The organism is Phormidium tenue FACHB-1052, from assembly GCF_014696675.1.
GTDB lineage: Bacteria > Cyanobacteriota > Cyanobacteriia > Phormidesmidales > Phormidesmidaceae > Nodosilinea > Nodosilinea tenuis_A.
On the sequence record NZ_JACJQN010000001.1, the window covers coordinates 21917 to 33773 of the forward strand.

Genomic DNA, 11857 nt, shown 5'->3' on the forward strand with positions numbered 1-11857 from the left:
GTGACGTTCAAGCTTCAGGGCCAAGGCACCGTGCTACCGAGCTGCACACACCTTGGGCCAAACAGTCTAACCCTGACTGGCATAAAGCCATCCTACTCTGAAACGTCTAAAACGTAGTCAGATTGACATTGCTTAAGCAACGTCAATCTATGGACAGCAGTTGGGTAAGGGATGGGACATTTAACCCGAAACGCCAAGCGTTTGCTCCAAGCATTGAGTAATCTGCTCGGAACGCTGAGGCTTTTATTCTCAACGCCAAGTAAATTTCTCTGGATGCCGAGCAAATTTCTCTGAATGCTGAGTCTTTTTGTCTGAACGCCGAGCAAATTTCTCTGGATGCCGAGTCTTTTTGTCTGAACGCCGAGTAAATTTCTCTGGATGCTGAGTCTTTTTGTCTGGGAGCCGAGTAATTTTCTCTGGATGCCGAGTAAATTTTTCTGGACGCCGAGTTGTTTTATCGAAGCGCCGAGTGATTCACTCTAGCTCCCGAATCATTATCTCTGGACGTCGAGTGCTTCACTCCAAGCTCCAAATAATTTGCTCGAAACGCTGTGTTTTTGGAGCCAACATTCGGGCTGCTGACCGCGATCGCCGATCGCACAACCACCTAACTCACAGAACACCGCCTCAAACCAGATTGGCCAGTATTGGATGGAGACCATAGCCGTGCAACGTCCTTACCGCTGGGTCAGTCAGCCATTTGGTTTAGAAGGCTGCTCTACCTAAAGTGGGATTTATGTCATGAACCGCCATCACTATTGATAAAGTTTCCTACTATCAAAGAGCAAGACTCTAAAATGAAAACCTCGATCTAAGCAGTGCTGTAGATTGTGTTTTAGCCATAGCCCAACGCGCCATCGGGGTTTGTTTCAATGCGTCAGAGTGCTCCATCACAGTGCCCTGCGATCGCCCCATTACAGTACTGTTTAGACCCTAAAATCATGCCTACCTTAAACCCCCAACAAGAAAAATCGCTGACGGCCTTCATCACCGCCCTGGGTCAGCAAGACAACGCATTACCCGAAGGACTGCAAAAACAGCTTCACGCCATCGGTCAAAATCTAGAGGCTCGCGTGTTGGAGTTGCCTGCGATCGCCGCCAGCTTGCCAAACTTAAACCAGGCCTACCAAACGGCTCTGTCGGAAACCCAGGCCGACGCACCGGCTGCCACCTTTGCGTCTAGCACCAGTCAATCCGACAGCGACAAACAGTTCGATCGCGCCGTGGATATTCTCACCGCTGATGACCCGGTTCAAGCGGCCAAGCGCCATCGCACCCCGCTGGGACAAGTTGCCTCAAACCCGCTAAAGCGGATCTTAGGCAGAGGTTAACTCTGTTTACATGCTGCCCCACGACCGCCCACCCCCAACGATAGACTCAAGCTATTAATGGGTAATAACCATGGCTCACCTCACCGCCCGCCGCCCCCAAAACGTAGAGGGCGATCTCTACGTCGATAGCTCTTGCATTGACTGCGACACCTGCCGCTGGATGGCCCCCAACATCTTTGGCCGCGACGATGAGCAGTCGGCAGTCTTCCACCAGCCTGAGACAGAGGCCGAACGACTAGCCGCACTACAGGCGGTGCTGGCCTGCCCCACCGCTTCCATTGGCACCGTAGCACCGCCCAAAGACATGAAAGAGGCCCAGGCCAGTTTTCCGATTCCAATTACCGACAACATCTACCACTGCGGCTACCATTCTGAAAAATCCTATGGTGCAGCCAGCTATCTTATTCAGCGGCCCGATGGCAATGTGCTGGTCGATTCGCCCCGCTTTGCCGCACCCCTGGTCAAGCAGCTAGAGGCTCTAGGCGGCGTGCGCTACCTCTACCTCACCCACCAGGATGATGTGGCTGATCACCAGCAGTTTCATGAGCGGTTTGGCTGCGATCGCATTCTCCACGCCGACGACATCGGCTCTGGCACCACCTCGGTCGAAATTCAACTCAAAGGCTCCGACCCGGTTGAACTAGCGCCCGACCTCACCATCGTTCCAGTGCCGGGGCACACCAAGGGGCATACGGTGCTGCTGTACGACAACCGCATCCTATTTACCGGCGATCACCTGGCTTGGTCGGTGCGGCTGCATCAGCTTCACGCTTTTCGCTCCGTCTGCTGGTACTCCTGGCCTGAGCAAATCAAGTCAATGGAAAAACTCGCCGCTTACGACTTTGAGTGGGTGCTGCCCGGCCACGGTCGCCGCCACCATGCCGACAAAGCTACGATGCGCCAGCACATGCAGAAGTGCCTCGACTGGATGAAGGCGCAGTAGGGTTAGGGATGGTCGTAGGGAGAAAAGAGCTGAATGCGATCGCAGTCTCTACACATCGAACACGTAGCGCACCGCTCCCGATTCTGGATCATTGATGACATCGGCATAGCCGCTGTGCAGAGCGGTCTGAATTAGGGCCTCTACCCGCTCTGTACTCAGTCCGGTGTGCAGTGCCACCTGCGCCTTAGAGAGCTTGCCCCCGTTAGCGTGGGCGGCCTTTAGCAGCAGCAGCATTGGGTCTTCTTTGGGTTGCGCGATCGCCTGGGCCGTGACCAAAGTTCGACCTATCGGCACCGGCATCGCCAGGCCATCTTCGCCCCACTCAGCTAGATACTTCCGCCGCAGTTGATCGTTGCGGGTTTTGACCATACCGGGCACCAGCACCAGATCGATGAGTTGACCAAAGCCAAACAAGCCAAAGGTAAACAAGTAGATGACACCCCACACAATCTGACCAGCATAAAACCGATGTAGTCCGCAGATACCAAACAAACACAGTGCCCACAGCAGGTAGGCTGTTTCAGTTTTTGCTCGTGCCATGGTGTGTCTCTGAAAAGACCAATTGTGGGGGGCAGCAAACCTGAGATTGGCTCGCAGCAGTTACCTAGAGCCCATTATAGACAGCCAATTTTTTGGAGTGCTGCCCCTGTAACCGACCCGTAATACCCTTGCTCTCGGTCAACAGCGCTTATGGGGGCATGGGGGCGAGGGGGAAACGACAGAACTGTAGGGGCAAACACCATTGGCCCTGACACTTTAAGGAAAGGCTGACAGTTTGACCGCCTAGGCCTGCGATCGCCAAGGTCCCGTGTCATTCAAAAAGGGCGAAACCTCTGGAGCTGACCAGGCGAGAGGCAAACTACCTTCAACGCGGTAGCCTTGCTTTACATAGAACCGCAGCAGACGTTCAGCCCCTTCATAGGCCATGATTTCGGGGCTATCCCAAATCACTTCGGCAGTGCCGGTGAGGTAGAGCAGATCGCCCTTGGCAAAATCGATGAAGACCAGCCCAGCGCGAGGGTTGAGTTCTAGATTGCCAAAGGTGTTGAAGTGCAAGTTGCCTGAAAAATCTGGAATCGTGAGCGTCTGCGCGTCGTCAATTCTCACAAAGCCCGGCTTACCGCCCCGGTGCGACACATCCACACCGCTGGCTGGCCCTGCCGCCGCATTTTGGTAGGCGGTGGCGATAAAGAAGGTATCGGCAGCGGCGATCAGTACCCTTTCGGCATCTCCCAGCATCGCGAGGGTATGTACAGATTTAACCACCGCTGCATCAAAGGAGCGCAGATCAAACTGCCGCGCCTGAATGTATTGGGGGCAGTTGCCAAAGCTCTGGCCCACCGCCACCGTAAATCCTTCCGGCTGGATGGCCGTTATGGTGCCATTGAGGCGGTTGCGGCGACGGGTGTTCAGCTCAATGCCGAGCAAACCAATGTCAGCTCCCACCGTCAGGGTAGTGTGCAGCGGGTCGCCAAACAGAGGTTGAGCGGCGATGTGCAAAGTGTCGCGATCGGGGGAGGTGATGAATCTCGGTTCCCCGACCAAAACCGAGGCCCAGGGCTGGCTATCACTCGCCACCGTACCCACCAAAACGTAGGACAACTGGGCGAAAAAATCGCGATGCTGGTCAGGCAAATAGTCACGAATGATCCGACGCCCTTGCCTGTCCAGGCGCTCTTGCACTCCCAGCCGGGTCTGAATCGCCAGCTCCCCGGCATGGAAGGGAGATTGTTCGTAGGACCAACTTAGATTTGCAGCCATCGGGTTACCTCCATTACGGCGACGGGGTAGCGGCAGGGGTCAAGATGGTTTGAATGGGGGTACTGGCGCTGAGCAGACGATGAACGGGGCAGCGATCGCCGATTTCCCGCAGGCGATCGCGCTGCTCGGCGGTCAGGTCGCCCACCAGAGTCAGGTAGACAGCAACCACCGTCTGTTTCTCCACGGTTTGTAGCTCCGCCGCCACGTAGACATTCTCCACCGGCCAGCCCTTGCGCTCGGCATACATTTTGATCGTGATCGCCTTGCAGCTGCCCAGCCCCGCCAGAAGCAGCTCCGTTGGGGTCGGCCCCTGATCGCTGCCGCCGAGGTGGGCAGGCTCGTCGGCAACTAGCTGAAACTGGCGGATGGCCACGTCTTGGCCATAGCGCGATCCATTCGACGAAACCTGCACTGAAGTCATGGCAATTCCTAGACCAGGGCTGCTGTGGGTGTCACCACTCCCGAGACAATTCGCACCGAGTCTGGGTCGGCCCAGAGCACCAGTTTGGGGTCGTAGGGGCTGTTGAGGTAGCGGTGGCGGGGCAAAATGCGCAGCGACAGGCCCTGTAATCCGCTGGCGGTGTACTCCATCTCTAAGGCGTAAATGCTTCTGCCGTTGGCATCCGGCCCCTGATGGGCCATGGGCACCGCCAGCCCTGTGTGAATTTCGCCATCCACCGAGACGGTGCCCTGGTAGAGTTCGACCTGCACATCGTCGGGGGTGAGGGCACCGAGTTGAATGGCGGCGGTCACCTTAAAGGGCTGGTTCACCTGGAGGTTGGTAGTGTCGGAGATGGCCACTTCTTCAAAGCGCACCTCATACCAGTGGTCGGCCATGCGGGCCTGCCAGGTGGCCAGCTCTTTGCCGGGGCTGTAGCTCGCTGAGGCCAGGGTGGCGGCGCGATCGCTGGCCGCAAAGTAGCCCAAATTGGCGTAGTCCTTCACCATGCGGGCGGTGTTGAACTGGGGCGTGTTGAAGTAGATCGCCTCCTTCATTTTAGCGACCCAGCCCCGAGGGATTTCGTCTTTGTCGCGATCGTAAAACAGCGGTACCACCTCTTTCTCCAAAATGTCGTAGAGGGCGTTAGCCTCCACATCGTCTTGGTAGTCGGGGTCGTCGTAGTCCTCGCCGTGGCCGATGGGCCAGCCGGTGCGAATGTAGTCGGCCTCATCCCACCAGCCGTCGAGCACGCTGAGGTTGGGCAGGCCGTTCATCGCCGCTTTCATGCCGCTGGTGCCGCTGGCCTCGCGGGGACGGCGGGGGTTGTTGAGCCACACATCGCAGCCCGCCACCATATCCCGCGACAGGTGAATGTCGTAGTTGGGCACAAACACGATGGATTTACTCAACCCCTGATCGCGGGTGAAGTGAATGATGCTGCGGATCAGTTCTTTGCCGGGAATGTCTTTGGGGTGGGCCTTGCCCGCAATTACAAACTGCACCCGGCGATCGCCGCCATGGCCGTTGATAATATTGCGAATGCGCTCGAGGTCGTGGAGAAACAGGGTGGCGCGCTTGTAGGTGGCAAAGCGGCGGGCAAAGCCAATGGTGAGCACAAAGGGGTCGAGGCATTCCTGGGCTTCGGCTAGCTCGCGGGTCGAGCCGCCGCGATCGCGCGTGCTCTTGGCCAGGCGATCGCGCACGGCCACCACCAGATGCGATCGGCATTGCTCATGGTTACGCCACAGCTCGTCGTCGGGAATAGCGTACACCCGTTTCCACAGCGATGCGCCGGGGCTGGCTTCGGCCCAGTTAGGGCCGAGGTAGCGATCGTAGAGCGCCTGGGTCGACCGAGCGACGCAGCTGCGGGCGTGTACCCCATTGGTGATGGCGTAGATCGGCACCTCACCCAGGGGCAGCCCCGTCCACAGCTCGCCAAACATGTCGCGCGACACCTCGGCGTGAAGCTTGCTCACTCCGTTGATAAAGGTCGCCGTCTTAATCGCCAGCACCGCCATGCTAAACGGAGCCGAAAAATCTCCTGTATCGGTGCGGCCTAGGGCCAAAAACTCGGCATCGCCCAGGCCAAAGCGCTCGCGGTAGTGGCCCAGGTAGTGCAGCACTTTCTCCGGCGGAAACAGGTCAATACCGGCGGGCACTGGAGTGTGGGTGGTAAACATCTGGCTGGCCTGGGCCACCTGGAGGGCTTCAGCAAAGGTCAGGCCCTGTTCTTCGACCAGCACCCGCATGCGCTCTAGGGCCATAAAGGCCGAGTGGCCCTCGTTCATGTGGTAGGCCGTTGGCGTCAGCCCTAACGCCCTCAACATGCGAATGCCGCCGATGCCCAGCATCACCTCCTGGTGAATGCGCATGTCGATGTCGCCGCCGTAGAGGCGATCGCAGATGTCCTGGTCGTACTGATTGTTGGGCTCGATATTGGTGTCGAGCAGATACAGCGGCACCGTGCCCACCTGCACCCGCCACACCCGCGCATACACCACCCGACCGGGATACTCCACCTCGATTCTGAGTTCCTGACCTTGGGCATCGCGCTCCAGGTGCAGGGGCATGTTGTAAAAGTCGTTGATCGGGTAGCGCTCCTGCTGCCAGCCGTCGGCATTCAGATACTGGGCAAAGTAGCCCTCCTGGTAGAGCAGGCCCACCGCCACCAGGGGCAGGCCCAGATCGCTAGCCGACTTAAGGTGATCGCCAGCCAGCACCCCCAACCCCCCGGAATACACCGGCATGCAGGTGGTAAGGCCAAACTCCATGGAAAAGTAGGCGTAGCATTCTCCCGAGACCGGGGTCTTGCGGTGTTTTTTGTACCAGGTGCGATCGCGCAGATAGTCATCCAGCCGCTGGGCCGCTCGATCCATCTGAGCCAAAAACCCCTCATCTTCCGCAATTTCATTCAGCCGCGCCTGTCTAATGGTGCCCAGCATCAGCACCGGGTTGTAGCGGCTCGACTCCCACAGATCGCCGTCCAGTCGCCGAAACAGGTCTACCATCTCCACATCCCAATCCCAGTGAAGGTTGTAGGCCAGGGTGCGCAGCGCCTCTAGCCGCTGGGGCAGAGCCGGGGTAACGTTAAACGTACGAATGGGGCGCATAGGAAAGAATTTGCAAAGATTTCATATAGAGCCATTCTGCCCTATCAGCCTTAAGGCAGTCGTAGGGCCACGGCTTTTGACACTCTCTTCGGCCCCCAGCTAAGCTTACAGCCGCCATCCTGCCGCCGCAATTAGCGCTTCTCCCCCAACTCCAGGTTATGAAATCCCTACCCGGGGGCATAGCCGAGGTCGCTGACCTCAGGGAATAATAATCTAGGTCAGAAAAATAACCCAACTATCTATAAAGACAACAAGGACAAGGCTATGACGCAGGACAGGAATAACCAGGGATTTGGAGCCACCCTCGACAAAGACGCTCACCCCGTAGTTGAGTTTGATCAGTGGGCCAGGGCCGTACGCCAGCAGATGGTGGCCGCCCTCAAGCGTCGCGGCAACAGCTAGAACTACCTTAGGCAACGACAGGCCTTGGGGCTGTCGTCATGACCTAGAGCTAGGGGGTGCAAAGTCTAAGTTGCCAGAGCATGGGGCCAAACCTTGCACCCTCAACCCTCAATCTTGCGCTCAAACTTGCCCTTAAACATCCCCATCTCCATCAACTCTCCTCCATAGTCTTGGTAGACTACTGGTGCAATCCCCTTCAAAGCACCCGTACCCTTCATCGCCAATCCTGTGGCCACCAAAAAAACCACCGGCAAAAGTAGCGGCCAGCCCGGCGAACGCCCCATCTCGGCTTCCGCCAGCTCAGGTCGAGGGTTTAAGGTTCAAGTATTTTATCTAGCGGCTAGCAGCAACAGCCCCAACGCCCCCATCAAAGACGCCCTGTGGTTTGCCACTTACCCGATCATTCCACGCATTGGCGACTGCGTATTTAGAGACGGCGTGTACTACCGGGTAGAGCGCGTCTTTTTATACGAGAATCTGGCCGCTGGCTGGTGTGCCGACGTAGAGGTCACCTTCTACGGCAGGCGCTAATCGAGCCTGGCTACGTGCTCCGCACAGCGTGTTACAAAACTTATGGAAAGCCCCGTCCTCAATGGCTGTAACGGTTGCTGTCACGGTGTTACAGAAGGATTAATCTCCAGAAACCTTATGCTAAAGTGGGAGAGTAACATGTTTTGCTTTCGGTAGGCTGGTAAATCACAGTTTGATCTCAGCTTTCGGGTAATCGACGTGTACCACTCCGAATCGAACTTGTCTACATTACATGTCAATTTTGGAGTTGTGCCATGTCGATTTATGTAGGAAACCTCGCCTACAATGCTGCGGAAGCAGACATCACCGAAGTCTTTTCCGAGTACGGGGCCGTTAGCCGAGTAACGGTGCCCACCGATCGCGAAACCGGTCGCCCCCGGGGCTTCGCGTTTGTCGAGATGGAGAAAGAAGCCGACGAAGACGCTGCCATTGAAGCCCTCGATGGGGCCGAATGGATGGGCCGCGAGCTGCGCGTTAACAAAGCTCGTCCCAAAGAAAAGCGTGCCGGTGGTGGTGGTTCCCGCGGCAATTTCGGCGGTGGCGGCGATCGAGAGGGTGGCAACCGCGAGTTTTCCCGCTGGTAAGTCGCCTAGACACAACTAAACCGTTGCAATGGCAGAAGATAGTTATCTTCTGCCATTTTGCTATGAACCGATTGGGCTGTTCCGCAGACAACCCCTAGGCAGGGGGCCACTCCAGCACCCACGGCCCTAGCAGCCCAGTGCGAAAATCGTTCAGAATGCGCTTAGCCGTGCGTTCTACGTTGTCCTGAAATTTTTGGGTCGCCACTTGAAGCAAAAAATCTTCTCCGGTGCAGTCGTCTAGGGTCAGGCCGTAGCGAGATCGCAACCCATCGCGATAATCGTCTGGAGAGCCTACCTGCTGCAAGCCTTTGAGCACGTCTAGAAACGCGGCGGCGGTGCGCTGCGTGTCGTAGGAAGCTTCGCCAATGTCGTCACAAATGGCCAGCTTTAGAGCGGCAGCCTGATCATCCATGCGGGAGGGAATAACGCCCGGCGCATCAAGCAGGTCAAGGTCGCCTGATAGACGCACCCACCGCAGCTGGCGGGTAACCCCGGCCTTGCGAGCACTGGCCACTACCTTGCGATTTAGCAGCCGGTTGATCAGCGCTGACTTGCCCACGTTGGGAAAGCCAATTACCACAGCGCGGATGGGGCGGGGTTTCATGCCGCGAGTCTGGCGGCGCTGGTTGACGGCCTCGCCAGCGGTTTGGGCAGCTTTTGCGATCGCCTTCACCCCCTTACCCTGCTGCCCATCGGTGAAGTAAGGCACCTCCCCCTGCTGACGGAACCAGGTTTCCCAAGCGGTGCGGGCCTCGGTTGAAATCATATCGACCCGGTTGATCACCAACACGCGAGGTTTCTCTCCTACCCAGATATCGACCTTAGGGTGCCGCGTCGATACTGGAATGCGGGCATCCCGTACCTCTAACACCACATCCACACGGTTGAGCTGATCGACCAGGGCTTTTTCTGCCTTGGCGATATGGCCGGGATACCACTGGATTTCGGGGGTGGACATGGGGGGTAGGGGTGAATAGGTGAGGAAGACGGAGAGAAAGTGACGGGGGTGATGGAAACGATGGGGAAAGCTCTCTAGCCATCGTAGGATGCAGAACGCCAAAAACACCTCACCGATCGGGGAGTTTGGCGTGGCAGTCTATACCCCGGTGCAGTACCGCAACCCGCTAAACGGGTTTGTGCTCTCCTTTATGCCACTCAGTTTGACTAATTCGCTGTGGACGGTGCCGCTGTGGAGGGCGCTGGGGCACGGGTTGCCCACGGAAATAAGGGAAAGGGAGGCGATCGCCTCCCCACCCAAACTCAACTAGGACAAATCGCTAGCGATCGTCCGCTCAGAACTGGGGCTGAGAGATTTTTTTGGAGGTCTATGGATATAGGCGAGCTGCCCTTCCCTATGAATTGTGGCACTTGGCCTACGCTACAGGCTATCCACCCGTCCACCCGACCCATCTACCTCTTCTCCTAGGGAATAATCAGCACCGGGCAGGGCGACAGATTAATTACCCGCGTGGTGACGCTTTCGTCTTGCACGTCTTCGATCAGGCCTACACCGCGACAGCCCATCACGATTAGGTCAGCATTGAGTTCGTCGGCGACATCGCAGATCACAAAGGCCGGTTGACCTTCTCGCTCAATCACTTCGGTCTCAATAGTCTGGGCGGCAAATAGGGCCTTGGCCTGCCCCAGCAGCTTAGCCACCGCCTCGGGGGATGACTGGGCCGAAGGCTGACTTGCCTCCTCCCTCGGTTCGACGACTGACAGCAAAACCAGCCGACTCTGGTGAGCTTTAACCAGTTCTGCCACTTTGGGAGCCGCCTGCTGCGCCTCAGAACTCATGTCGATGGGAAATAAAACCGTCTTGAACATGGCGTATCGAAGGGAACTCACACTCCGGTAAAATAAGGGCGGCAATAAGTAAATATTACGACAGACACAGTCGTTGAGCCGTTTCCTCAAATCTACCTTAGTCAAGGTTGGGGCCGCTGCCATCGACGCGCTGCATAACGTAATAAATACAGAGACTTAAACCAGTTTTAGGAGGTAGATACAGTGGTTAAAAAATCCGTAGCGAGCCTGACGGCAGCCGACCTTTCGGGCAAGCGAGTGCTGGTGCGAGCCGATTTCAACGTGCCCCTCGACGACCAGGGTGCGATCACCGACGACACCCGCATTCGGGCTGCCCTGCCCACGATTCAAGACCTCACCGGCAAGGGAGCCAAGGTGATTCTCACCAGCCACTTCGGTCGCCCCAAGGCCCAGGTGGTCGAGAGCATGCGCCTCACCCCCGTCGCCAAGCGTCTCAGTGAGCTGCTAGGCCAAGAGGTCATCAAGTGCGACGACTGCATCGGTGACGAAGTCGCTGCCGCCATTGGCGGTATGTCTGACGGCCAGGTGGCGCTGCTAGAGAACGTGCGTTTCTACGCAGGCGAAGAGGCCAACGACCCTGAGTTTGCTGAAGCACTGGCCGCCAACGCCGACCTCTATGTGAACGATGCGTTTGGCACCGCCCACCGCGCCCACGCCTCTACCGAGGGCGTGACCAAGTACCTCAGCCCCTCCGTGGCGGGCTACCTGATTGAGAAAGAGCTTCAATATCTACAGGCGGCGATCGAAAACCCCCAGCGGCCCCTGGCGGCGATCATCGGCGGCTCCAAGGTTTCTAGCAAGATCGGCGTGATCGAAACCTTGCTTGACAAGGTCGATAAGCTGCTGATCGGCGGCGGCATGATCTTCACCTTCTACAAAGCACGGGGTCTGAACGTGGGTAAATCCCTCGTTGAAGAAGACAAGCTGGAGCTGGCCAAGTCGCTAGAAGCCAAGGCGAAGGAAAAGGGCGTTGACCTGCTGCTGCCCACCGACGTGGTGCTGGCCGACAACTTTGCCCCCGACGCCAACAGCCAAACCGTCAGCATCGAAGCAATTCCCGATGGCTGGATGGGTCTCGATATTGGCCCCGACTCGATCAAAGTGTTCCAAGACGCGCTGAAGCAGTGCAAGTCGGTGATCTGGAACGGTCCCATGGGGGTGTTTGAGTTCGACAAGTTTGCGGCGGGTACCGAGGCGATCGCCCACACCCTGGCCAACCTCACCGGCACTGGCGTCACCACCATCATCGGCGGCGGCGACTCGGTGGCAGCGGTCGAGAAGGTGGGCGTGGCCGAAAAAATGAGCCACATCTCTACCGGCGGCGGCGCTAGCCTGGAGCTGCTCGAAGGCAAAGAGCTGCCCGGCATTGCTGCCCTAGATGACGCCTAGACGCTAGATTCGCTAGCTAAGGTCTAAACACAAAGGGA

The 11857-nt window shown here is 57.5% G+C and carries 13 protein-coding genes; 7 read left to right on the forward strand and 6 right to left on the reverse strand.

Annotation, left to right across the window (positions count from 1 at the left end):
• The first annotated feature begins 941 nt into the window (after positions 1–941).
• Positions 942–1331 (forward strand): hypothetical protein, encoded by a 390-nt coding sequence (locus tag H6G07_RS00095; protein WP_073606983.1) that lies wholly within the window; start codon positions 942–944, stop codon positions 1329–1331.
• Between the two features lie 70 nt (positions 1332–1401).
• On the forward strand, positions 1402–2274 hold the full coding sequence (locus H6G07_RS00100) for an MBL fold metallo-hydrolase (RefSeq protein WP_073606982.1): 873 nt from the start codon (positions 1402–1404) through the stop codon (positions 2272–2274).
• A gap of 48 nt (positions 2275–2322) precedes the next feature.
• Here the strand turns inward: H6G07_RS00100 and H6G07_RS00105 are convergent, their stop codons facing one another.
• From H6G07_RS00105 to glgP, 4 genes are all read right to left on the reverse strand, one after another.
• Complete coding sequence (locus tag H6G07_RS00105; RefSeq protein ID WP_073606981.1) at positions 2323–2814, reverse strand: TM2 domain-containing protein; 492 nt, start codon at positions 2812–2814, stop codon at positions 2323–2325.
• A gap of 243 nt (positions 2815–3057) precedes the next feature.
• Positions 3058–4035 (reverse strand): pyridoxamine 5'-phosphate oxidase family protein, encoded by a 978-nt coding sequence (locus H6G07_RS00110; RefSeq protein ID WP_073606980.1) that lies wholly within the window; start codon positions 4033–4035, stop codon positions 3058–3060.
• A gap of 13 nt (positions 4036–4048) precedes the next feature.
• Complete coding sequence (locus H6G07_RS00115; RefSeq protein WP_073606979.1) at positions 4049–4456, reverse strand: OsmC family protein; 408 nt, start codon at positions 4454–4456, stop codon at positions 4049–4051.
• Between the two features lie 8 nt (positions 4457–4464).
• Positions 4465–7086, reverse strand: a complete 2622-nt coding sequence (glgP, locus tag H6G07_RS00120) for an alpha-glucan family phosphorylase (protein ID WP_073606978.1) — start codon at positions 7084–7086, stop codon at positions 4465–4467.
• 264 nt (positions 7087–7350) lie between these two features.
• Between glgP and H6G07_RS00125 the strand changes: the two genes are divergently transcribed.
• The 3 genes from H6G07_RS00125 to rbp all read left to right on the forward strand — a co-directional run bounded on the left by H6G07_RS00125 (position 7351) and on the right by rbp (position 8603).
• The gene (locus H6G07_RS00125; RefSeq protein ID WP_171972951.1) at positions 7351–7488 is read left to right on the forward strand and encodes a hypothetical protein; all 138 of its coding nucleotides are present in this window, start codon (positions 7351–7353) and stop codon (positions 7486–7488) included.
• A 228-nt stretch (positions 7489–7716) separates the two neighbouring features.
• Positions 7717–8019, forward strand: coding sequence for a hypothetical protein (locus H6G07_RS00130; RefSeq protein ID WP_073606977.1), 303 nt, complete (start codon positions 7717–7719; stop codon positions 8017–8019).
• Positions 8020–8273: 254 nt separating this feature from the next.
• A complete protein-coding gene (gene rbp, locus H6G07_RS00135; protein WP_073606976.1) occupies positions 8274–8603 on the forward strand; it encodes an RNA-binding regulator in 330 nt (109 codons plus the stop codon).
• A gap of 94 nt (positions 8604–8697) precedes the next feature.
• On the opposite strand, the gene ylqF is transcribed toward rbp, so the two are convergent.
• Entirely contained in the window at positions 8698–9561 is an 864-nt protein-coding gene (gene ylqF / locus H6G07_RS00140; protein WP_073606975.1) for a ribosome biogenesis GTPase YlqF, read from the reverse strand.
• Positions 9562–9649: 88 nt separating this feature from the next.
• Here ylqF and H6G07_RS00145 point away from each other — a divergent pair, with 88 nt between their 5' ends.
• Positions 9650–9871 (forward strand): hypothetical protein, encoded by a 222-nt coding sequence (locus H6G07_RS00145; RefSeq protein ID WP_073606974.1) that lies wholly within the window; start codon positions 9650–9652, stop codon positions 9869–9871.
• Between the two features lie 154 nt (positions 9872–10025).
• On the opposite strand, the gene H6G07_RS00150 is transcribed toward H6G07_RS00145, so the two are convergent.
• Positions 10026–10430, reverse strand: coding sequence for a universal stress protein (locus H6G07_RS00150; protein WP_073606973.1), 405 nt, complete (start codon positions 10428–10430; stop codon positions 10026–10028).
• A 183-nt stretch (positions 10431–10613) separates the two neighbouring features.
• Here H6G07_RS00150 and H6G07_RS00155 point away from each other — a divergent pair, with 183 nt between their 5' ends.
• Positions 10614–11819, forward strand: a complete 1206-nt coding sequence (locus H6G07_RS00155; protein ID WP_073606972.1) for a phosphoglycerate kinase — start codon at positions 10614–10616, stop codon at positions 11817–11819.
• Positions 11820–11857: the final 38 nt, after the last annotated feature.